We start from the raw sequence: 20,049 nt of genomic DNA on the forward strand, positions 1-20,049 counted from the left end.
CTCCTCATGCCGCGGTTGCATCACCCCATCACGATTCACTATTTCACTCGCGCCGGGATCACCACGCATGATGGAGCGATGACGTCCCTGACCGACCTGCTGGACGGCTGGCAGCCACCATCGGTCGAGATGACGAGACGCGTCGACCCGTGGTGCGCGGCGGCGTTCGCCGACCTGTGCGACGCACCGCGGCCCGGGCTGCTGCCGCCGCTCTGGCACTGGTTCGTACTGCTGGACCATCCCGCCGGATCGAACACCGGTGCCGACGGGCATCCGGCCGACGCGCCGTTCCTGCCACCGATCCCGGGGCGGCGGCGGATGTTCGCCGGCGGCCGGCTCCGCCAGGCCGCGCCGATCCCGCTGGGGGCCTGGCTGGCGAGCCGCTCCGCCGTCTCGGACGTCAAGGTGAAGACCGGCCGCACCGGCGAGATGGCGTTCGTGACCGTCCGGACGGAGCTGTTCGTGGACGACGCGCTCGTCGGGGTCGACGAGCAGGACATCGTCTACCGCTCCGAACCGCCGGGTACGCCCCCGCGCACGCTGCCGGCGCCGGAGACCGGCGGCGCCGACCCGGAGGGGGAGTGGCGGGTGGAGCTCGACACCGACCCGGTCCTGCTGTTCCGGTTCAGCGCCCTGACCTACAACGGGCACCGGATCCACTACGACCAGCCCTACGCCACCCAGGTCGAGGGGTATCCCGGGCTCGTGGTGCACGGCCCGCTGCTCACGCTCCTCGCCCTGGAGCTCCCGCGCCGCCACGCCCCCGACCGCCCCGTCCGGTCGTTCGAGTACCGGCTCGTCCGGCCGGCGTTCGCCCCGTCGCGCATCGTGAGTGCCGGACGGGCGCGGGGATCCGATGTGGACGTGGTGGTCGCCGCCCAGGGCGCAGGCCCGTCCCTGACGGCGAAGGTCGGTCTCGCATGAACCCGCCCCTGCACGGGATCACCGTCGTCAGCCTGGAGCAGGCGGTGGCGGCCCCGTTCGCCACCCGCCAGCTCGCGGATCTCGGGGCGCGCGTCATCAAGATCGAGCGTCCCGACGGCGGCGACTTCGCCCGTGGCTACGACGAGTCCGTCCACGGCAATTCGAGCTACTTCGTGTGGCTGAACCGCTCCAAGGAGTCCCTGACCCTGGACGTGAAGTCGCCCGAGGGCAGGGCCGTGCTCGGCGAGCTGCTGGACCGCGCCGACGTGCTGGTGCAGAACCTCGGACCCGGCGCCGCCGGGCGGCTCCGGGTCGATGCGGCGAGCCTGGCGCGGTCGCACCCGCGGGTGATCCCGTGCACGGTGTCGGGCTGGGGCACCGACGGCCCGTGGGCCGGCCGGAAGGCCTACGACCTGCTCGTGCAGGCCGAGACCGGAGTGCTGGCGCTCACCGGCACGCCCGAGCACACCGCACGGGTCGGCATCTCCATCGCCGACATCGCTGCGGGCATGTACGCCTACTCCGGGATCCTCACGGCGCTGCTGCGGCGCGCCACCACCGGCGAGATCTCGGCGGTGGAGGTGTCGCTGTTCGAGGCACTGGCGGAGTGGATGGGCTCCCCCGCCAACTACACCGCCTACGGCGGCCGCCAACCCGCCAGGAGCGGTGCCGATCACGCCACCATCGCGCCGTACGGCCCGGTCGCCACCGCCGACGGAGCCGTCGTGCTCGGGCTGCAGAACGACCGGGAGTGGCGCTCGCTGTGCGCCGTCGTGCTCGGCGACGCATACCTCGCCGACGACCCGCGGTTCGTCACCAACTCGGCGCGGGTCGAGCACCGCGGAGAGTTGAACGCGCTGATCGAGGCCAAGCTGGCGGATCTGGACACGGAATCCGCGTCGGCCCTGCTCGACGAGGCCGGGATCGCCAACGCCCGGCTGAACCAGGTGCGGGACTTCCTCGACCACCCGGTGCTCGAGAAGCGCGAGCGCTGGCTGCCGGTCGACGTGCCCGGCGGCACGATCGCGGCATTGCGCCCGCCGGTCGACATCGCGGGCGTCGAACCGGTGATGGGCCCGGTCCCCGCGCTCGGCGCCCACACCGACGCGATCCTGCGCGAGCTCGGCCGCACCGACGCTGACATCGCGGCGCTGCGCGACCGCGGCGTCGTCTGAGAGGAACCCATGAACACGGAAGAGCAGGCCATCGTCGAGGTCGTCCGCGAGTTCGTCGACCACGAGGTCCGGCCCGTTGTCCGCGAGCTGGAGCACGCCGACACCTACCCCGAGAAGCTCATCGAGCAGATGAAGGAGCTCGGGATCTACGGCCTCGCGGTGCCGGAGCCGTGGGGCGAGGTGGCGGTGTCGATGCCCTGCTACGCGCTGGTCACCGCCGAGCTCGCCCGGGGCTGGATGAGCCTCGCGGGGGCGATGGGCGGGCACACGGTCGTCGCGAAGCTGCTCGCCGCCTTCGGAACGAAGGAACAGCAGGACCGCTACCTGCCGCGGATGGCCACCGGCGAGATCCGCGCGACGATGGCGCTCACCGAACCCGGAGGCGGGTCGGACCTGCAGGCGATGACGACGGTCGCCCGCCGCGACGGCGACACCTACGTCGTCGACGGGGCGAAGACCTGGATCAGCAACGCGCGCCGCTCCCAGCTGATCGCACTGCTGTGCAAGACCGACCCGGCGGCGGAACCGAAGCACAAGGGCGTGTCGATCCTGCTGGTCGAGCACGGGCCCGGCCTCACCGTGTCCCAAGACCTGCCCAAGCTGGGCTACAAGGGCGTCGAGTCCTGCGAGCTGGTGTTCGACGGCTACCGCGCCCCCGTCGACGCGCTGCTCGGCGGGGCCGAGGGCCGCGGGTTCGCGCAGATGATGAAGGGCCTGGAGACCGGCCGGATCCAGGTGGCCTCGCGAGCCCTCGGCGTCGCGCGGGCGGCCTTCGACGACGCGCTGCGCTACGCGCAGGAGCGGGAGAGCTTCGGCAAGCCGATCTGGCAGCACCAGTCGATCGGCAACTACCTCGCCGACATGGCCACCAAGATCACCGCGGCCCGGCAGCTCATCCTGCACGCCGCCGAGCGGTTCGACGCAGGGGAGCGCGCCGACATGGAGGCCGGCATGGCGAAGCTGTTCGCCTCCGAGGTGGCGATGGAGGTGGCGCTGAACGCGGTGCGCATCCACGGCGGGTACGGCTACTCCACCGAGTACGACGTCGAGCGCTACTTCCGCGACGCCCCACTCATGATCGTCGGGGAGGGGACGAACGAGATCCAGCGCAACGTCATCGCCGCCCAGCTGGTCAAGCGCGGAGGGCTGGGCAAGGCGTGACCGGCTGCATGACCGGCGCCGGCTGGCAGAAAGAGGTCTTCGACGCCCTGAGCGACGCGGACGTGCGGCAGGTCGCCTTCGTGCCCGACGCCGGGCACTCGTATGTGATCAAGGAGGCGATCGCGAGCCCCGACATCCAGGACGTCGTGCTCACCACCGAGGAGGAGGGCGTCGGTGTCGTCTGCGGCGCCTGGCTCGGCGGGCAGCGTGCGGTGCTGCTCATGCAGAGCAGCGGGGTCGGCAACTGCGTCAACACGTTCTCGCTGCTGGAGGCGTGCCGGTTCCCGTTCCTGACGCTGGTGACGATGCGGGGCGAGTACGCCGAGTTCAACCCGTGGCAGAGCCCGATGGGCCGGCGCACGCAGGCGGTGCTCGAGCTGGTGGGCGTCCGCGTGTACCGCGCGGACGTTCCCGAGCAGGTCGGTGAGGTCGTCGGGGCGGCGCTCGACTCGGCGTTCCTCGCGGGCGAGCAGGTGGCGGTGTTGCTCGGCCAGCGCCTGATCGGCCGCAAGACGTGGGAGCGGAAATGAGCGAGCTTGCGAGCGAATCAGTGTCACAGCGCCTGCGCGAAGCGCCGGCCGAGCGATGAGCGGGCTCGACCGGCGCGCCGTCGTCGCCGAGCTCGTCGCCGGGGATGCCCTCGTGGTGAGCGGCCTCGGATCGGCCTCCTACGACCTCTACGCCGCGGGCGACCGGGACGAGAACTTCTACCTCTGGGGTGCGATGGGCTCCGCCGTGCCCGTCGGGCTCGGGGTCGCGCTCGCGCAGCCGGACCGATCGGTCGTCGTGCTGACCGGCGACGGCGAGCAGCTGATGGGGCTCGGCAGCCTCGCCACCGTCGGGGCGCGCCGGCCGGCCAACCTCACCGTGGTGGTGCTCGACAACGGCCACTACGGCGAGACCGGGATGCAGCAGAGCCACACCAGCCGCGGCACCGACCTCGTCGCCGTGGCGCGGGGCTGCGGGATCGCGGACGCCTTCTCCGTCCGCGAGCCGCACCAGGTCCCGGACCTGGTCGAGCGGATTCGAGCGCGGTCGGGCCCCGCGTTCGCCCAGGTGCTGATCAGCACGGACGAGCCACCCCGCGCACTCCCGCCGAGGGACGGCGTGTTCGTGAAGAACCGGTTCCGCGCCGCGCTGGGGCTGGCGACCTTCTGAGGGGGTGCGATGGCGTCAGGGCCCGAGTTCACGAACGAGCGGTGGGATCTGCGGATCGCCGGGGCGGACGTCGGGGTGGCGGCATCGCGCCGATCCGGTGAGCTCGACCCCGTGGTGTTCCTGCACGGCTTCGGCTCGACCAAGGAGGACTACGTCGACGTCCTGCGGTACCCCGCGTTCGCCGGGCGTCCTTTCCTGGCCTACGACGCCCCCGGTTGCGGGGAGACCGCCTGCGCGGACCTGACGAGGATCTCGATTCCGTTCCTCGTGGACACCGCCCAGGCGGTGCTCGACAAGGCGGGGGTGGACCGGTTCCACGTCGTGGGGCACTCCATGGGCGGCCTCACCACGTTGATGCTCGCTCACCTGGAACCCGATCGCGTCCTGAGCTTCGTCGACATCGAGGGCAATCTCGCTCCCGAGGACTGCTTCCTGAGCCGTCAGATCGTCACCCATCCTGCGGACGACCCCGAACGCTTCCTCGACGGATTCATCGAACGCATGCGGCACTCGCCGTTCTCGTCGAGCGCCCTCTACGCGGCGAGCCTCCGTCACAAGGTGCGGGCGCACGCCGTGCCGGGGATCTTCACGTCCATGGTCGAGCTGTCCGACCACGGCGATCTGATGAACAAGTTCCTCGCCATGCCCTTTCCCCGGATGTTCATGTACGGCGAGCAGAACGCGTGGCTGTCGTACCTGCCGCTGTTGCGCGCGAACGGTGTCGAGCTGGCGGAGATTCCGCACAGCGGCCACTTCCCGATGTACTCCAACCCGCCCGTGATGTGGAAGCGGATAGCAGCCTTCCAGGCGGGCGCAACTACGGACCGGTGAACCGGCTGCGCCTGGATGACAACGGGTGTCCACCTATCGGACGCGGTTCGCCGGGCCGTCGGGAGTCGGGCGTTCCGATGACGAGGTGCCGCGGGTGCGGCGAGCTCGTGGACTTGTCGGACTGCGGCGTTCGGATCGCGGGTGTCCGGGCGGTGGCGGTGCGGTGCTGCGGTAGCCGTGCCCGGTCGGTGTGGTGATCCGCAGGCTGTGCCGCGGCCCGGGCTCCGCCCGGATTTCCCAGCCGGGTGCCTGGCGGGCGTAGTTGCATTGGGCGCAGGTGCCGTTGCCGTTGTCCGCCGAGGTGGCCCCGTCCTGGTGGTGGGGTAGGGCGTGGTCGATGTGGCGGATCGGGGCGTCACACCACGGGGTGGTGCAGTACTGGTCGCGGATCTCGATGAACCGGGCCAGCCCGGCCGGGAACACCCGCCGGGTGGAGTCCATCCCGACCAGCCGCCCCGTGTCGGGGGTCGCGTACAGCCGCCGCAGCCAGGCGACCTCGGTTTCGGCGGCGGAGACGGCGAGTCGGCGGGCCAGGCCGGCCGGGATCGGCCCGTACCCGGCCAGCAGCGCCGGCTGCTCACTGCCCCCGTCTTCGCCCCCGCCTTGACCTTCGCCGAGGAGGGTGCGGTCGGTCATGATCAAGTGGATCTCCGCCGGCACCCCGGCCGCGGTGGCCTGCCCGGTGACCCGTTGCACGAGGGTGTCGGCCATCAGCTGGCCGCGGGTGCGCCCGTCCCCGGCCGCGATGGCGGTGTCGGCGGCTTTGCGCAGGGCGGCGTGGACGGCGACCCCGTGGGCGACCGGGAGCAGCGCGGTGACCCGGGCCATGACGTCCGGGGCCGGCCGGGACGTGACCCGGCGTTCCGACTCGGCCCGGGCGCGGCGCCGGGTGTATCCGGCCGGGTCGAGCCGGTAGGCGATCTTGCGGATCTCGCCGGTCAACCGCCGGTCCCCCCACCCGGCCAGCCCGGACGAGTCCGCGCACAGGTGGGCGTCGACGAGCTGGCGATGCTCCCGGGATAGGAAGATTGTTTCTTGGGCGAGCAGGCCGGCCCGCCATTCGGAGATCGCGCCCTGTGCGAGGGCGGTCAGGGTGTGGGGCATCTCGGCGACCAGGACCTTGGCCAACCCCAGGTGCCGGCCACCCCGGTAGGGGGATTCCTGGCGGGCCAGCGCCACCTGCGCGGCCACCCCGCGGCCCTGCCGCTGCGCCGGCAGCCCGGCGGCGGCCTGCCCGGCCCGCATCGAGGTGTCCAGGTCGACGGCGATCCGGGCCTGGGCGGCCGCGGCGGCCGACTTCAACCGTTCCAGGGCCCGCAGCTGCTCGATCCGCTCGGCGTCGGGGACGTCCCGGTCGAACCGGGACAGCCGATCAACCCAGGCGTTGATCACCCTGGAGTTCAGCAGGTCGTCCGGTAGCGCGTCGGACAGCGCGCCCGGCACGGCGTCCGGCGACACGTTCGGCACGGCGTTCAGCGACGGATCCGACAGCGCGTCCGGCAAGGCATCCGAGGTGGACTCGGCCGCCGCCTCGGCTGGGGTGATTGGCAGTGCGCCCGGCGCCGGAACTGGTGGGTCGGCTGGTGTCTCGAGTAGCGCGCCGGTCAGCATGGTGCGCATTCTTTGCTACCGGGTATTCGCTGGTGCCGCGGGCACTTTTCGGGTCTTCGCGTGAGGGCAGGAGTTGGTGGGGTTGGCGCGGTTTTCGACATGCCTCCAGTTTACGCGAACAGATGTTCGACGCGTAGGTCTTTTTGGGTGATCGAGGTGTTCACTATTGTGAACGCGGCTTGAGCGGGAGAACGTGTCCGGCGGGGTAGGTGGCGGGGTGGGAACTGCCGATTCCGTGGTTGCGTTGCGCGGTGCTCGCGTTGCCTGCCGGGCCTGCGTGCGAGCCCGTCCGGTTGGGGTGCGCGGCAACTAGCGTGTGGTTGCGCGGCGAGGGAGGGGGCGGGACCACAGGATAGTTGCGTGGGCACCCGGCGGTGACGCGTCTCGTCGTGCACCGCCGTGCCCTCCAGTCGGGGACGGCCGTCAGTGCAACCACGTCATTCGGTAGTGATGCCAACGCGGCCACCCGGCTGAGGCGAGGTAACTGTGAACGGAATCGTCACTACAAGGCGTCTGGGCGGGGCGCGATTGCCTGGGCGCCCGAGTCGAGAACGGCGCGCCCACCGGCATGATCACCAATTGAGCGCATTCCCCACTAGGAGACCAGTCGGGTCCTACAGTGGTGATCAAGGGCAAATGGTCGTCCTCGAAGATCGTTTGACAACCATCTCGCCTTGATCGCTGGAGGCTCCTCGCGCACCGATCGCGCATCCGTCGGGAAATGCACCGAACCGCTGATCATGCATCCCAGTGCATGGTGAACTCCGTGTCCACAAGTCGGGTCGGCAGTGACGGCAACCCGGCCACGGCCGCCGAGGCAGGCAGCGGCGGCGGTGCGATCAGACAGATCCTCTACTCGCCGTTGAGTTGTGCCGCCACCGGTCCGAGCGGAGGTGCCCACTCCCGGATCTCGGAGTTGGCGACCACACCTGCCGTCGTGTACGGGTCCTTGTCCACGATCGCCTGCACCGCGGCCTTGTCGTCGGCCCGGAAGATCAGCAGGCCCCCGGGAGCTTCGGCGGGCGCCCAGGCGCCCGCCACGAGCAGTGCCCCTTCGTCGGCGAGGCCCCGCAGGTAGTCCCGGTGCGATGGGCGCGTGGCCTCCCGGAGGGCGGTGTCGTCGGTGTAGGTGTAGATGACGGCGAAGGTCGAGGCCACGTGTCGATACTCGCACGTGCGCGGGCCGTCCTTCCTGTTACCGGCGAGCTGCTGGGCTGTCGCGGCCCTGCCTTCGCCTGGATCGTCCACTTCGCGCTCATGGCGTGCGCCGCGGATGGTCCGGGCGCGGCTCGCCGCACTCCGGGCGAGGGCTGTCGGATCGTCCGCCTCCCAACCAGAATGAGGTCCATGACGATCTACGCGGTCACCTACCGGTACTCCGAGGACGTGGCCACGCGCGACCGGGTGCGGCCCGAGCACCGCGAGTACCTGCGCGGCCTCGCCGACCAGGGCCGGCTGCTGCTGTCCGGCCCCTTCGGCCCCGACGAGCCGGCTGGTGCTCTGCTGATCCTCCAAGCCGCCGACAAGTCCGAGGTCGCCGCCATGATCGAGAAGGATCCGTTCACCACCACCGGGGTGATCACCTCGAGCGAGATCGCGGAGTGGGAGCCGGTGCTCGGCCCGCTGCGGTCCGGAATCTCGTGAAGCCCTACCGGTTCGCCGGGCGCACGGCGGTCGTCACCGGGGCCGGCAGCGGGATCGGCGAGCAGCTCGCACGCGCCCTCGCCGAGCGGGGGAGCCACCTCGTCCTCCTCGAGCGCGACGGGGAGCGCCTCGACCGGGTGTCGAGCTCGATCCGCGGCGCTCACCCCGGGATCGCGGTGGCGGAGATCCAGGTCGATCTGGCCGACCGGACCGCGACCACCGAGGCGGCCCAACAGATCGTCCGCGACCACCCGCGCACCGACCTGCTGATCAACAACGCCGGGGTGGCGCTCGCCGGCCGGTTCGAGGAGGTCACCCTCGAGGAGTTCGAGTGGGTGCTGGAGGTGAACTTCCACGCACCGGTCGTGCTCACCCACCACCTGCTGCCCACCATGCAGGCGGGCGCCCACCTCGTGAACGTCTCCAGCCTCTACGGGCTGATCTCGCCGCCCGGCCAGTCGGCGTACTCCGCCTCGAAGTTCGCGCTGCGCGGCTTCAGCCAGGTCCTGCGGGCGGAGCTGGCCGGCCGGGGGATCGGGGTGACCACGGTCCACCCGGGTGGGATCGCCACCAGGATCGCGGCGGACGCGCGCGTGGGCACCGGCGTGGATCCCGCGGAGTTCGCCGCGGGGCTGAAGTCGTTCTCCCGCCTGCTGACCTACCCGCCCGAGCGAGCCGCCGCCGACATACTCCGCGCCGTCGAGCGCAGGAAGGCCCGGTTGCTGGTGGCCGCGAGCGCGAAGATCCCCGACGTACTCGCCCGCCTGTTCCCGGTCGGGCACATGACCGCGATCTCGCGGGTCGCGTCCCGATGACCGACATCGTCGAGGCGGGTGGGGCGAAGGTCAGGGTCCGGGAGTCGGGCGCTCCCGCAGGGGACGCGATCGTCATGTTGCACGGCATCGGCCGCAGCCTGGAGGACTGGGCGCCCCAGCACGAGCTGCTGCCCAGCACCCACCGAGTGATCAGCATGGACCTGCTCGGGTTCGGGCTCTCCGAACCCCCACCGGGGCCGATGACGCTCTCCCGGTTGGCCGCCGGTGTCCACGACGTGCTGGACGCCCTCGACGTGCAGCGGCCGGTGCACGTGTTCGGCAACTCGCTGGGCGGGGCCGTTGCGCTGTCGATGCAGGCGGCGCGACCGGAGCGGGTGAGCACCGTCGTCCTCGCCGCCCCGGCGGGATTCGGTCAGGAGGTCGTGCTCGACCTGCGGCTGGTCGCGATCCCCGGCCTCGGTCACGTGCTGCTGCGCCACGTCAGCCGGGCGGCGGTCCGCCGCACCGAGCGCGCCCTCTACTACGACGAGTCGTTCGTCACCGAGGAGCGGATCGAGCACGCGATGCGCGTGGCCGCCCAGCCCGGCCGTCCCGCGCTGTTCCTCGACATCATCCGCGAGCTCGGCACCGTGAGAGGCATCCGGCCGGGCTGGCGCTCCACCCTGCTCGCCGACGTGGCACGCCATCCGCGGCCGACCCTGATCGTCTGGGGCGACCGGGACCACATCCTGCCCGCGCACCACGTGTCCGCCGCCCGGCAGGCGTTGCCACACGCGCAGTCGCACGTCTTCGCCGACACCGGGCACCTGCCGCAGGTCGAGCGGGCCGAGGAGTTCGCCGAGCTGGTCGGCTCGTTCCTGTCGGCGAACGCCAGGACCTGAGTACGACAGCCGCTACGCGTGATCTTCCCGGCCGGCCGCTCGACGCGCGGCGTTGCGGACGCGGCGGCGTTCGACGAAGGCGCGCTGCTTGGCGGCCGTTCCGCAGGCGCTCATCGAGCACCACACGCCGGAGGCGTTGCGGGAACCGTCGTAGAACGCTGCGCGGCAGCGCGGCTCGCGGCACACCTTCAGCCGGTGCCACGTCCGGTCGCGGGCGGCGGGAACGGCGGCGCCCAGGAGGGCCGCCATCATCCGCAGCACAGGGGATCCGTCCTGAGGGTGCAGAGCCGGCTCGTCGTCGATCAAGGAGACGCGCAGGCCCAGTTCGGGTGCGGCCTCCTCCAACTTGCCGAGTGCCGCCTCGTCGACGGGTTGCGCGGCGTCGTTGTGGCGCGCCAGTGCGGCGCGCAGGCCTTCGCGGACGGCGAGGGCGAGCTCGAGCTCGCGGGCCGTAACGGCCTCGTCCATGACGGCGACGCCGTGCTTGCGGCACCAGCGGGCGAGGTCGGCGGGGGATTGCAGGCCCTCGTCCCCGCCACCCGATAGCCGCCCGAACCACGTGTTGACGAGGTCCTGGACGACGTCGAGGGGGGCGGGTGCGTCGGCTCTGCTCACGGAGCAGATGTTACCAGCGTTCGGCGTTGACTGGACACAGTGTGACCGGCTAACGTTTGTGACTGGTAACACCGACTGGACCGGGAGAGAACGATGTTCCGTGGATTCGCGACGCTCAACTTCTATGCCGACGACCTCGCCGCCGCGCGCGACTGGTACGCCGAGCTCTTCGGCGTCGAGGCCTACTACGTCTACCCGCCCGCGCCCGCCGCCCCCGCGTACGTCGAGTTCCGCATCGGCGACGACGAGGACGAGATCGGTTTCATCGACCGCCGCTACGCCCCGCCCGGCGACGCCGGGTCGCCCGGGGGCGCGGTCATGCACTGGCACGTCGACGACCTGCGGGGCACCGTCGAGCGGCTGCTCGCGATGGGTGCCACCGAGCACCGGCCGATCATCGAGCACGGCGACGGCTCCGGTTTCACCACGGCCTCGGTGATCGACCCGTTCGGCAACGTGCTCGGCGTGATGCACAACCCGCACTACCTCGACATTCTCGCTGCCCGCGAGCGTGCCGCGGCATTGCCGTCATGAACGCCCCGGACGTCGTCGAGCCGGCCACGCGCGAGCAGTGGCGCGAGTGGCTGCGGGCGAACGCGGCGTCGGCGGCGGAGGTCTGGCTCGTCATCCCGCACGCCGGCAGCGGCCGCCCGGGCATCAGCCACCGGCAGGCGATCGAGGAGGCGCTCTGCTTCGGCTGGATCGACAGCATGGCCCGCCGGCACGACGACTCGTCCTGGCGGCAGCGGTTCAGCCCGCGACGGCCCACCGCCAACTGGAGCAAGATCAACCGTGAGCTGGTCGAACAGCTCACCGCGCAGGGCCGGATGACGGCGGCCGGGCAGGCCGCGGTCGACCTTGCGAAGCGGACCGGCACCTGGTCGGCGCTCGCCGACGCACAGGACGGGGTCGTGCCCGACGACCTGCGGTCCGCGCTCGACGCCGACCCGGCGGCAGCGGCCGGTTTCGCCGCGCTGTCGCCGTCGGTACGTCGCGCGGCACTGGAGTCGATCGCCCGGGCGGTGCGGCCGCCGACCCGGCAGCGGCGGATCGCCGCGATCGTCGCCCGGGCTGCCGGCGCCGGCTCGCCGACGCGGGCGGCCGCCGGTTCGGGGCGCACCGGCTCGTAGACGCCGCGTCGCGTCCCAGGAGTCAGCTCAGCGTGTTCGAGCCGGTGCCGTGCGGTATCACCGGCCCGGCACCCACCTCTTCGTGTCGGATCGCCGATCCGGCTGAGGAGGAACCATGACCGCCGTTCGTCGCAACGTCTGGGCACTGGGCACGGAAGCGGATCCTTGGCACCCGGTGCTTCGCGGTTACGCGCACGCGATCCGCGCGATGCAACAACGCCCGCTGACGGACCCGCGCAGCTGGCGGTACCAGGCGGCGATCCACGGCATCTCGAACGCGGTGACGCCAGGGGGCGCGCCATGGAACCAGTGCCAGCACGCGTCCTGGTACTTCCTGCCCTGGCACCGCATGTACCTGTACCGCTTCGAACAGATCGTGCGCTCGTTCCTGCCGTCCGACATCGATCCCGACGAGTGGGCCCTGCCGTACTGGGACTACAGCAGCGGAGCGCCGGGCCACGCGTTGCCGCCTGCGTTCCGTACACCGACGGCACCCGACGGGTCGACCAACCCGCTGTTCGTGGGGGCCCGGCGGGCTCAGGTGAACAAGGGGAATCCGTTGCCGCCCGGCATCACCGACGTGAGCGCGGCCATGGCCGAGGACCTGTTCACCCGCCCCGGCATCGGCGGTTCCACCGGGTTCGGTGGCCCGCGCACCGGTTTCGCCCACCAGGGACCGGCGTTCGGCCAGGTGGAGGCGCAGCCGCACGGTCCGGTGCACGTCTGGGTCGGTGGTGGCGGCGGGCTCATGACGAGCACGAACACCGCTGCCCTCGACCCCATCTTCTGGCTGCACCACTGCAACGTCGACCGGTTGTGGGAGGTCTGGCTGAGCGAGGCCGGGCACACCAACCCGACGGCCGCGTCGTGGCGCAACCGGCCCTTCTCACTGCGCGACGCGCAGGGGTTCGCGGTGTCGATGCAGGTCGACGACGTGCTCGACCCGGTGGCCCAGCTCGGCTACACCTACGACACGCAGCTGGTTGTCGTGGCGCGGGAAGGGGCGCCCAGGATGCCTGATCGGGACCGGCCGGTGCTGGTCGGAGCCAATGCAGAACCGCTGGAGCTCGACCGCCGCGGCGGTGAGGTCGAGATCGAGATCGAGGGTCTGACCGAACGGACGGCCGCAGGCGCCCCGACCGAGCGGATATACCTCGACCTCGCCGACATCGAGGGCGAGACCAACCCCGGCATCGTCTACGGGGTCTACCTGAACCTGCCCGCCGACGCCACCGAGGTCGCCAGGGAGGATCACCTGGCCGGGGTCGTGGCCTTCTTCGGTGTCGAGCTGACCACCCCGCAGGGGGCGGCCGCCTCCGACGAGACGGCGCACGCCATGCGCTACAGCTTCGACGTCACCGCGCTGGTCGACCGGCTGCGCGCCGCAGGGACCTGGGCGCCGGATCGGGTACGGGTGTCGCTGCAGCCGCTGGGTGAGGAGCCCGAGCCGGCGGACGCGTTGGCGGCGCCGCCACCGATCCGCGTCGGCACCTTCGGCATCTACCAGGGCTAGCGCCCGGTCATGGCCCCGCTGATGGCTGCGGTCACGGCGGCGGTCGGCACCGCGGCAGGACCGCGGCGGGCCCGCCGGCGCAGCGTGCTGGCCCGCCGGCCCGAGCTCGTTCCGCTCGGGGTGGCCGGGCCGGCCTGGCTGGTCGTGGTGGGTGCGGGTGGCGCCGGTCTGCACTCCCGGCAGGGGGACGGCCCCGGAGGCGCGGCGGCCATGACCGCGGTCATGGTGATCGCGATGACGGCCCCGTTCGCGGTGCCCGGCGTGCGAACGGCGGTGTTCACGAGCCTGTGGCGGCTGGCTCGACGGGTCGCCGCCTGCTACACCGGGGCGTTCCTGGCCGCCTGGTTGGCCATCGCGGCCGGCCTCGCCCTGGCGGGCACCGCGCTGACGTGGGCGATCCCGGCCGAGTCCGCGGGCTGCCTGCTGCTGGTGGCCGCCGCGCTCGCCCAGGCCGATCCCGAACGTCGGCGCTGGCTGGCCGGCTGCGCGCGGCCTGCCCGGATCCGTCTGCGCGCCGCGCTGCCGGACGCGATCCGCGGCGGGGCGCTGGACGCCGCGCGCTGCGCCCGGCTCTGTGCGCTGCCGATGCTCGCGATGCTGGTGCTGCCCGCCGGCATCGCGCTCATGGTGGCCCTGACCGGGCTCTCGCTGGCCGAGCGGATCTTCGAAGGCAGGCGGTGGGGCGCCATCGCTGCCGGCTACCTGAGCCTGCCCCTCGCCCTCGATCTCACTCCGGCGGCCGGGCACTGATCGAACTGGCACTGATCGAACCACCGAGGACGGACACACCAGGAGGACGCGATGAGCACGATCGGACAGAACTTGAGTGCGCTGGGTTTCGCGGCGGTGATCGCCGTGGTCGACCGCGAGCAGGCCCGCCCGGAACGAGTTCGGCGGCACTTCCAGGTCGAGCCGGCCTCGCAGTTCGCGTCGGCGTCACTCGCCGCGGCGCGGGAAGCCGGTGAGGACGACCCGCAACCGGAACCGGCTCGCGTCTACCCGAACCTCGGCATCGTCTACGGCACGGTCGATCGCGGCGGCTACTCGGCTCTCAAGGCCGATCCGGCCGTGACGAGGGTCAACCTCGCCCCGCAGCTCAGCCCGATCCGCCCGGTCGACGCACCGGTTGCGACGGCCCTGGAGGTCGATCACACCTGGGGCCTGACCGCGATGGGCGTCCCGCAGCTGTGGGGGCTCGGCCTGACCGGATCCGGCGTGAAGGTCGCGCACCTGGACACCGGGGTGGACGCCTCGCACCCGGCGCTCGAGAAGGCGGTGACGATGTTCGCCGAGTTCGGGATGGACGGCCGGGAGATCGCCGGCGCGGAACCGCGGGACTCCGACCCGCGGAGCCACCACGGCACCCACACGGCGGCGACCGTCGCCGGGCGTCCGGTCGACAACCGGCACGTCGGGGTGGCACCCGGCTGCGAGGTGCTCTCCGCCCTGGTGATCGAGGGCGGTGACGTGATCGCGCGAATCCTCGGTGGTATGGACTGGGCGGTCGGGAACGAGGTGCGCATCCTGTCGATGTCGCTGGGCATCCGCGGTGTCGTCAACGATTTCCTCGGCGTGCTCGACGCGCTGCTGGACAACCGGGTGCTGCCGGTCATCGCGGTCGGCAACGAGGGGCCGGGGACCAGCCGTTCGCCGGGGAACTATCCGCAGTCGCTCTCCGTCGGCGCGCACGACAAGGCCTTCGCGGTGGCCGACTTCTCCTCCAGCCAGCGGCTGAACCGGCGCACCCAGCCGCTCGTCCCCGACATCGTCGGGCCCGGGGTCGACGTGATCTCGGCCGGACCGCGCGGGGGCTGGCAGTCGTTGTCCGGGACCTCGATGGCCACCCCGCACGTCGCCGGCCTGGCGGCGCTGCTGTTCGAGGCCGAGCCGGCGGCCACGCCTGCCCAGGTGGAACGCGCGATCTTCCGGTCCGCGCAGCGCGGCGACATGGAGCAGGAGCGGGTCAACCGCGGGGCCGTGCACGGCGTGCGGGCCCTCGACGCGCTGCGTCGGCAGCGGATCGGCGCCGCCCGGGGGTAGATTCGCGCTGGCGAGGGTGAGGAGGCCGGCCGGTGCGAGCACGTATCGACCCCGAGCTTCAGCGTCAGCTCGATGCGGCGGGGAAGGCGGGCGAGCCGGTCCGGGTCGTGGTGCAGGTCCACCGCACCGCAGGCCGGCCGACGGAACCGGCCGAGAGCGAGGCGCAGATCCACGCGGCCGTGGAGCGCGCCTCGGCCGCGACCGGTGAACGGCCCGACGACGTGCACGTGCTGGGCCGGATGGCAGTCGCCTACGTGAGCGGGTCCGAGACGTTCGTCCGGGAGCTCATCGAGCAACCCGAGGTGACCTCGGCCGTCGCCAACGAGACGACGAGCGGATCCGAGGCCGACTGACGACGGCGCGGGTGCTACGGTCAGCGCCGCAGCAGGCGCGCCACCTCCGTCCGGAGGCGGACGAACTCGGACGCCGCGCGGGTGCCGATCTGGTCGCGGTCGGCGGGCAGATCCACCTCCAGCACGGCGGCCACCGTCGCCGGTGCGGGCGAGAGCACGACCACCCGGTCCGCCAGGTAGACGGCCTCGTCGATGTCGTGGGTGACGAGCAGGGCGGTCATCCCGTACTCGGTCCGGACGCGCAGGAGCAGATCCTCCAGGTCGGCCCGGGTCTGCGCGTCCACGGAGGCGAACGGCTCGTCCAGGAGCATCAGCGCGGGCCGGTGGGCGAGGGCGCGCGCGATCGCCACCCGCTGCTGCATGCCGCCGGAGAGCTGCCGGGGATGGCGCCCGCCCTGCCCGTCGAGCCCGACCTGCTTCAGCGCCTCCTCCGCCCGGCCCCGCCGCTCGGCGCGATCGATCCGCCCGCGCAGTGGCAGCTCGACGTTGCCGCGCACCGACAGCCACGGGTAGAGCGAGCGGCTGTAGTCCTGGAACACCATCGCCAGCCGGGGGACGACACCCCGCACCGGCTCACCGTCGAGGCGCACCTCGCCGGAGGTGGGGGTGAGCAGGCCGGCCACGGCGCGCAGCAGCGTCGACTTCCCGCAGCCCGACGGCCCGACGATGCACACCAGTTCGCCGGGCCCGGCGTCGAGCGAGACGTCGTGGAGGGCCGGGCCCGACCCGTAGCGGTGGCCGAGACCCGACACGTCGAGCGCGACGGACATCCTCACGACCCTCTCTGCTGCCAGTGCAGCACCCGGGACTCGACGGCCACGAGGCCCGAGTTGAACGCGTAGCCGAGCACGCCGAGCAGCACGACGACGGTCCACATCGTCAGGAAGTCGAACCGGCGCTGCGCGAGCGCCAGCTGGAAGCCCAGCCCGTTGGTCGCCCCGACGAGCTCCGAGATCACCATGAGGATCAGCGCGAGCGACAGGCTCACCCGCAGCCCGGCCATCACCTTGGGCGCCGCAGCCGGCAGGACGACCCGGAGCCACCACTCGGTGGGGCGCAGCCGGAGCACCCGCGCCGTCTCCACCTGGACGGGGTGCACCGACGTCGCGCCGTCGATGCTGCTGAGCAGCACCGGCCAGATCACGCCGACGACGATCGTGGCGAGCTGCATGGGGGTTCCGAGGTCGAACAGCACGAGGAACAGCGGCACGAGCAACGGCGGCGGGACCGCTCGCACGAACGCGAAGAGCGGGCTCAGGTACTGCAGGACGACGCCGGAGCGTCCCAGTGCGAGGCCGGCGACCACGCCGAACACCGCGGCGATCGCCCAGCCCGCGAGCATCCGTCCGACGCCGGGGAGGATGTGGGCGACGGCGAGGTCGGAGTGCCACAGCTTCTCCCACAGGGCCACGGCGATCGCCGACGGAGGCGGGAAGAACGGACTGTCGCCTGCCCGGGCGGCGGGCTCCCACAGCGCGACCGCCACCACGAGGACCGCCCAGCGGTGGAGCAGGGCCCTCACCGCTCCGCCTCCCCGGCGTCCCAGCCGAAGAAGCGCCGGTGCACCAGCTCGAGCCCCGCGTTGACGGCGCAGCCGACCAGCCCGACGGTGAGCGTGCCGGCCAGGACGAGGTCCATCCGGCCGCCGCCACTGCCGACGACGAAGACGAACTGGCCGATGCCGCCGGTCCCGGCGCCGAGCAGCTCGCTGCTGACGACGAGGATGAGCGCGACGGCCGCCGAGACCCGCAGCGCGGTCATGACGAACGGCGCGGCGTGCGGCAGCGCCACCGTGAACAGCCGCCGGTGGGTCGAGAGCCCGAAGGCGCGGGCGGTGTCGGTCTGCACCGGGTCGATCTCGCCCATGGCGTAGCTCGTCGTGAGCAGCAGCGGCCACACCGCCGCGTACGCGGCGAGGGTGACGGTGGTGTCCGGGCCGCGTCCGAGCACGACGACCACCAGGGGGATGAGCGCCACCGACGGCACCGGCCGGAGGAACTCGACCAGCGACCGCGTGGCCGTGCGAACCGGGGCGAAGCTCCCGAGCACGAGCCCGGACGGCACCGCGAGCAGCACCGCCAGCGCCACCGCCGCCGCCCACGAGCCGAGCGTGACCAGGACGTCGGCGAGGAAACCGGGGTCGGTGAGCAGGCCCGCCAGTGCTGTGAGCACCGTCGACGCAGGCGGGAACAGCTCGGCGCGCACGGCGCCGGAGCGGCCGAACGCCTCCCACGCCAGCAGGAACGCGACCACACCGACCAGGCCGCGGACCGCGATCGGGGTCACGCCGCGAGGACCAGCTCGTTCACGTCGACCGGCCGGGGGAGCGCGCCGAACCGGAGCATCAGGTCCGCGACGCGCTGGATCTGCGCGGCGTCCGTGGTGGTCGGGTAGGCGCTCGCGCTGATCCGGGTTGCCGTCTCCGGCTTGATCCCGGCCGAGGACACGAGCAACGGTTCGAGCACCGCGCGGTCGGCGCACCGTCGTTGGGCCTCCACCAGCGCGTCCCGGAACGCCTGAACCGTGTCGGGGTTCTCCTCCGCGAACCTGCTCGTGACCACGTAGCCGTCGATGGGGAGGCCGGCCGTCGGGCCCGAGCACGGGTCCAGGACCGTCCGGACGGCGAGCGTGCGCCGCGCCTCCGAGAGGAAGGGCTCGGGGAGGAACGCGGCCTCCACCCGGCCGCCCGCGAGGGCGTTCGCCATGTCGGGGAACGGGATCTCGACGAAGGTCAGCCGGTCCGCCGGCACGCCCTCGGCGGCGGCCACCGCGCTGACGGTCAACCCGCCGACGTTGTTGAGCGCGTTCACGCCGATCGTGCGACCCGCGAGGTCCGTGGGCCGCTGGATGGCCGAGCCGGGCAGGGTCACCACCGAGAAGTTGTCCGGCCGGGCCCTGCTGGCCTCGGCGATGATCACGACGTCGAGGTTCTTCGACCGGGCCGCGATCGTCGAGACGTGGTTGCCGAACAGCACGTCGAGGTCGCCGGCCACGAGTGCGGGGAGCGCGACCGCGCCGCTCTGCACCCGCTCCGGCCGCACCGCGAGCCCGCCCGCCGCGAACAGGCCCTGCTCGGCGGCCAGCGTCAGCGGCGCCGCCCCGACGATCGGGAGCACACCGACGCGGACCTCGGTCGGCCCGGCCGCGGCGCCGCTGTCGCCGCCGCCGCAGGCCCCGAGGACGGGAACTGTCGACAGCAGCCCCATCGCCGTGAGGAACCGTCTCCGGTCGAGTGTCGTGACGCCGTCCAATTCCGTCCCCCCGGGTGTGCTCGCATGCCGAGCCGAACCTCGGGCAGCACCCCGCTCAGGTCGAGGTCATCGACCGGCCACTCAGCGGACACCGGTCCTCACGCGATGACCGAGGCGTCCCGCCGGGCCGCCCTGATCCCCGCGGCGGCACGGATGGCCACCTCGCCCAGCTCGGCGAACCGCTCGGGTGTGACCCGGTCGCGCGGGCCCCAGACGGACAGCACCGCGAGGGGGCGGCTGTTGCGGTCGAGCACCGGCGCCGACACCCCGTACAGCGACGACTCCAGCTCGCCCGCGCACACGCCGTAGCCGCGAGCGCGGGTGGCGGCGAGCTCGGCGGTGAGCGCCTCCGGGTCGGTGATCGTGGTGTCGGTGAACCGGGTCAGCGGACCGGCGAGCACCCGGCGCACCTGCGTCCCGGGCAGGAACGCGAGCAGCGCCTTGCCCGTGGAGGTGGCGTGCAGTGGCACGGAGCGGCCGAGCCAGCTCGCGGTGAGCACCGCCGTCGGCGTCACCTCGTCGAGATAGGTCAGCCCGCCCATGCCGGGCACGGCCAGCGACGCGGTCTCGCCGGTCTGCTCGCACATCCGCTCGAGGATCGGGTGGGCCGCGGCGATCAACGCGTCCGGGCCGGCCGCGTTGCCGAGCTCCATCGTGGTGAGCCCGATCGAGTAGCGGCCGGTCGACTCGTCCACCGTCACCAGCCCGCGTACCTGCAGGGTCTTGAGCAGCCGCCACGCCGTGGCGCGGTTGAGCCCGCACGCCCGCGCCAGCGCGGGGGCGGTGGCCGCTTCGGGCTGCGCGCAGGCCACGGCCAGGAGAAGATCCACAGCGCGGTCGACCGACTGGATCCGGACGGACGCCGCGGGCTCACGTGTTGCCACGACGCAACATCCTCATCACCTGCATTGACGGTCGACCCGGGTGTGACTACGTTCACATTACTCCGAGGGGGTTCGCATCATGCGACAGACAGCGCCGTCCCG

At 72.3% G+C, this 20,049-nt stretch carries 23 protein-coding genes; 15 read left to right on the plus strand and 8 right to left on the minus strand.

The features are described from left to right. The first annotated feature begins 78 nt into the window (after positions 1 to 78). From FHX44_RS32550 to FHX44_RS32575, 6 genes are read left to right on the plus strand one after another with little or no spacing between them, the layout of a single operon-like run. Complete coding sequence (locus FHX44_RS32550; protein ID WP_147259282.1) at positions 79 to 924, plus strand: HTD2 family dehydratase; 846 nt, start codon at positions 79 to 81, stop codon at positions 922 to 924. Further along, on the plus strand, positions 921 to 2,099 hold the full coding sequence (locus FHX44_RS32555) for a CaiB/BaiF CoA transferase family protein (protein WP_147259283.1): 1,179 nt from the start codon (positions 921 to 923) through the stop codon (positions 2,097 to 2,099). The genes FHX44_RS32550 and FHX44_RS32555 overlap by 4 nt, the downstream gene beginning before the upstream one ends. Positions 2,100 to 2,108: 9 nt before the next feature. After that, complete coding sequence (locus FHX44_RS32560) at positions 2,109 to 3,260, plus strand: acyl-CoA dehydrogenase family protein (RefSeq protein WP_147259284.1); 1,152 nt, start codon at positions 2,109 to 2,111, stop codon at positions 3,258 to 3,260. An 8-nt stretch (positions 3,261 to 3,268) separates the two neighbouring features. After that, the gene (locus tag FHX44_RS32565; RefSeq protein WP_147261634.1) at positions 3,269 to 3,790 is read left to right on the plus strand and encodes a thiamine pyrophosphate-binding protein; all 522 of its coding nucleotides are present in this window, start codon (positions 3,269 to 3,271) and stop codon (positions 3,788 to 3,790) included. A gap of 55 nt (positions 3,791 to 3,845) precedes the next feature. Then, the gene (locus FHX44_RS32570; RefSeq protein ID WP_147259285.1) at positions 3,846 to 4,418 is read left to right on the plus strand and encodes a thiamine pyrophosphate-dependent enzyme; all 573 of its coding nucleotides are present in this window, start codon (positions 3,846 to 3,848) and stop codon (positions 4,416 to 4,418) included. A gap of 9 nt (positions 4,419 to 4,427) precedes the next feature. Further along, a complete protein-coding gene (locus tag FHX44_RS32575) occupies positions 4,428 to 5,249 on the plus strand; it encodes an alpha/beta fold hydrolase (protein ID WP_147259286.1) in 822 nt (273 codons plus the stop codon). Positions 5,250 to 5,282: 33 nt separating this feature from the next. Here FHX44_RS32575 and FHX44_RS32580 read toward each other — a convergent pair whose 3' ends face one another. Next, the gene (locus FHX44_RS32580; protein WP_212612752.1) at positions 5,283 to 6,716 is read right to left on the minus strand and encodes an HNH endonuclease signature motif containing protein; all 1,434 of its coding nucleotides are present in this window, start codon (positions 6,714 to 6,716) and stop codon (positions 5,283 to 5,285) included. 996 nt (positions 6,717 to 7,712) lie between these two features. Further along, positions 7,713 to 8,018, minus strand: coding sequence for a YciI family protein (locus tag FHX44_RS32585; RefSeq protein ID WP_147259287.1), 306 nt, complete (start codon positions 8,016 to 8,018; stop codon positions 7,713 to 7,715). Between the two features lie 189 nt (positions 8,019 to 8,207). Here FHX44_RS32585 and FHX44_RS32590 point away from each other — a divergent pair, with 189 nt between their 5' ends. Genes FHX44_RS32590 through FHX44_RS32600 form a run of 3 tightly spaced genes read left to right on the plus strand, consistent with a single transcriptional unit; the run spans position 8,208 to position 10,161 of the window. Continuing rightward, positions 8,208 to 8,504: a YciI family protein gene (locus FHX44_RS32590; RefSeq protein ID WP_147259288.1), complete on the plus strand. Its 297-nt coding sequence runs from the start codon at positions 8,208 to 8,210 to the stop codon at positions 8,502 to 8,504. Next, positions 8,501 to 9,319 carry an SDR family NAD(P)-dependent oxidoreductase gene (locus FHX44_RS32595; RefSeq protein ID WP_147259289.1) on the plus strand — a complete coding sequence of 273 codons (819 nt, stop codon included), beginning with the start codon at positions 8,501 to 8,503 and terminating at the stop codon, positions 9,317 to 9,319. Before FHX44_RS32590 ends, FHX44_RS32595 begins: the two co-directional genes overlap by 4 nt. Continuing rightward, positions 9,316 to 10,161 carry an alpha/beta fold hydrolase gene (locus FHX44_RS32600; protein WP_147259290.1) on the plus strand — a complete coding sequence of 282 codons (846 nt, stop codon included), beginning with the start codon at positions 9,316 to 9,318 and terminating at the stop codon, positions 10,159 to 10,161. The genes FHX44_RS32595 and FHX44_RS32600 overlap by 4 nt, the downstream gene beginning before the upstream one ends. A gap of 12 nt (positions 10,162 to 10,173) precedes the next feature. Here FHX44_RS32600 and FHX44_RS32605 read toward each other — a convergent pair whose 3' ends face one another. After that, positions 10,174 to 10,776, minus strand: a complete 603-nt coding sequence (locus tag FHX44_RS32605; RefSeq protein ID WP_170309129.1) for a CGNR zinc finger domain-containing protein — start codon at positions 10,774 to 10,776, stop codon at positions 10,174 to 10,176. A gap of 93 nt (positions 10,777 to 10,869) precedes the next feature. Here FHX44_RS32605 and FHX44_RS32610 point away from each other — a divergent pair, with 93 nt between their 5' ends. From FHX44_RS32610 to FHX44_RS32635, 6 genes are all read left to right on the plus strand, one after another. Beyond that, positions 10,870 to 11,310 carry a VOC family protein gene (locus FHX44_RS32610; protein WP_147259291.1) on the plus strand — a complete coding sequence of 147 codons (441 nt, stop codon included), beginning with the start codon at positions 10,870 to 10,872 and terminating at the stop codon, positions 11,308 to 11,310. Next, entirely contained in the window at positions 11,307 to 11,906 is a 600-nt protein-coding gene (locus tag FHX44_RS32615; RefSeq protein WP_147259292.1) for a YdeI/OmpD-associated family protein, read from the plus strand. The genes FHX44_RS32610 and FHX44_RS32615 overlap by 4 nt, the downstream gene beginning before the upstream one ends. Positions 11,907 to 12,021: 115 nt before the next feature. Further along, positions 12,022 to 13,419, plus strand: a complete 1,398-nt coding sequence (locus FHX44_RS32620) for a tyrosinase family protein (protein ID WP_147259293.1) — start codon at positions 12,022 to 12,024, stop codon at positions 13,417 to 13,419. Positions 13,420 to 13,428: 9 nt separating this feature from the next. After that, on the plus strand, positions 13,429 to 14,169 hold the full coding sequence (locus FHX44_RS32625; RefSeq protein ID WP_147259294.1) for a DUF2182 domain-containing protein: 741 nt from the start codon (positions 13,429 to 13,431) through the stop codon (positions 14,167 to 14,169). A gap of 51 nt (positions 14,170 to 14,220) precedes the next feature. Next, positions 14,221 to 15,459, plus strand: a complete 1,239-nt coding sequence (locus FHX44_RS32630) for a S8 family serine peptidase (protein WP_147259295.1) — start codon at positions 14,221 to 14,223, stop codon at positions 15,457 to 15,459. Between the two features lie 32 nt (positions 15,460 to 15,491). Then, complete coding sequence (locus FHX44_RS32635; RefSeq protein WP_147259296.1) at positions 15,492 to 15,812, plus strand: hypothetical protein; 321 nt, start codon at positions 15,492 to 15,494, stop codon at positions 15,810 to 15,812. Positions 15,813 to 15,832: 20 nt separating this feature from the next. Here FHX44_RS32635 and FHX44_RS32640 read toward each other — a convergent pair whose 3' ends face one another. The 5 genes from FHX44_RS32640 to FHX44_RS32660 all read right to left on the minus strand — a co-directional run bounded on the left by FHX44_RS32640 (position 15,833) and on the right by FHX44_RS32660 (position 19,947). Continuing rightward, positions 15,833 to 16,582 (minus strand): ABC transporter ATP-binding protein, encoded by a 750-nt coding sequence (locus FHX44_RS32640; RefSeq protein WP_147259297.1) that lies wholly within the window; start codon positions 16,580 to 16,582, stop codon positions 15,833 to 15,835. Between the two features lie 2 nt (positions 16,583 to 16,584). Continuing rightward, positions 16,585 to 17,334, minus strand: coding sequence for an ABC transporter permease (locus FHX44_RS32645; protein ID WP_147259298.1), 750 nt, complete (start codon positions 17,332 to 17,334; stop codon positions 16,585 to 16,587). After that, positions 17,331 to 18,098 (minus strand): ABC transporter permease, encoded by a 768-nt coding sequence (locus tag FHX44_RS32650; protein ID WP_147259299.1) that lies wholly within the window; start codon positions 18,096 to 18,098, stop codon positions 17,331 to 17,333. Before FHX44_RS32650 ends, FHX44_RS32645 begins: the two co-directional genes overlap by 4 nt. Further along, positions 18,095 to 19,018 carry an ABC transporter substrate-binding protein gene (locus FHX44_RS32655; protein WP_147259300.1) on the minus strand — a complete coding sequence of 308 codons (924 nt, stop codon included), beginning with the start codon at positions 19,016 to 19,018 and terminating at the stop codon, positions 18,095 to 18,097. The genes FHX44_RS32650 and FHX44_RS32655 overlap by 4 nt, the downstream gene beginning before the upstream one ends. 143 nt (positions 19,019 to 19,161) lie before the next feature. Beyond that, positions 19,162 to 19,947 (minus strand): IclR family transcriptional regulator, encoded by a 786-nt coding sequence (locus FHX44_RS32660; RefSeq protein WP_147259301.1) that lies wholly within the window; start codon positions 19,945 to 19,947, stop codon positions 19,162 to 19,164. Positions 19,948 to 20,049 lie beyond the last annotated feature (102 nt).

The sequence above is a fragment of the Pseudonocardia hierapolitana genome, assembly GCF_007994075.1.
Taxonomy (GTDB): Bacteria; Actinomycetota; Actinomycetes; order Mycobacteriales; family Pseudonocardiaceae; genus Pseudonocardia; species Pseudonocardia hierapolitana.

What these genes read in the sequence shown, in the direction of transcription:
- FHX44_RS32550 (WP_147259282.1), top strand. Translation starts at nt 79, where the DNA reads ATGACGTCCCTGACCGACCTGCTGGACGGCTGGCAGCCACCATCGGTC.
- FHX44_RS32555 (WP_147259283.1), top strand. Translation starts at nt 921, where the DNA reads ATGAACCCGCCCCTGCACGGGATCACCGTCGTCAGCCTGGAGCAGGCG.
- FHX44_RS32560 (WP_147259284.1), top strand. Translation starts at nt 2,109, where the DNA reads ATGAACACGGAAGAGCAGGCCATCGTCGAGGTCGTCCGCGAGTTCGTC.
- FHX44_RS32565 (WP_147261634.1), top strand. Translation starts at nt 3,269, where the DNA reads ATGACCGGCGCCGGCTGGCAGAAAGAGGTCTTCGACGCCCTGAGCGAC.
- FHX44_RS32570 (WP_147259285.1), top strand. Translation starts at nt 3,846, where the DNA reads ATGAGCGGGCTCGACCGGCGCGCCGTCGTCGCCGAGCTCGTCGCCGGG.
- FHX44_RS32575 (WP_147259286.1), top strand. Translation starts at nt 4,428, where the DNA reads ATGGCGTCAGGGCCCGAGTTCACGAACGAGCGGTGGGATCTGCGGATC.
- FHX44_RS32590 (WP_147259288.1), top strand. Translation starts at nt 8,208, where the DNA reads ATGACGATCTACGCGGTCACCTACCGGTACTCCGAGGACGTGGCCACG.
- FHX44_RS32600 (WP_147259290.1), top strand. Translation starts at nt 9,316, where the DNA reads ATGACCGACATCGTCGAGGCGGGTGGGGCGAAGGTCAGGGTCCGGGAG.
- FHX44_RS32610 (WP_147259291.1), top strand. Translation starts at nt 10,870, where the DNA reads ATGTTCCGTGGATTCGCGACGCTCAACTTCTATGCCGACGACCTCGCC.
- FHX44_RS32615 (WP_147259292.1), top strand. Translation starts at nt 11,307, where the DNA reads ATGAACGCCCCGGACGTCGTCGAGCCGGCCACGCGCGAGCAGTGGCGC.
- FHX44_RS32620 (WP_147259293.1), top strand. Translation starts at nt 12,022, where the DNA reads ATGACCGCCGTTCGTCGCAACGTCTGGGCACTGGGCACGGAAGCGGAT.
- FHX44_RS32625 (WP_147259294.1), top strand. Translation starts at nt 13,429, where the DNA reads ATGGCCCCGCTGATGGCTGCGGTCACGGCGGCGGTCGGCACCGCGGCA.
- FHX44_RS32630 (WP_147259295.1), top strand. Translation starts at nt 14,221, where the DNA reads ATGAGCACGATCGGACAGAACTTGAGTGCGCTGGGTTTCGCGGCGGTG.
- FHX44_RS32640 (WP_147259297.1), bottom strand. Translation starts at nt 16,582, where the DNA reads ATGTCCGTCGCGCTCGACGTGTCGGGTCTCGGCCACCGCTACGGGTCG.
- FHX44_RS32655 (WP_147259300.1), bottom strand. Translation starts at nt 19,018, where the DNA reads ATGGGGCTGCTGTCGACAGTTCCCGTCCTCGGGGCCTGCGGCGGCGGC.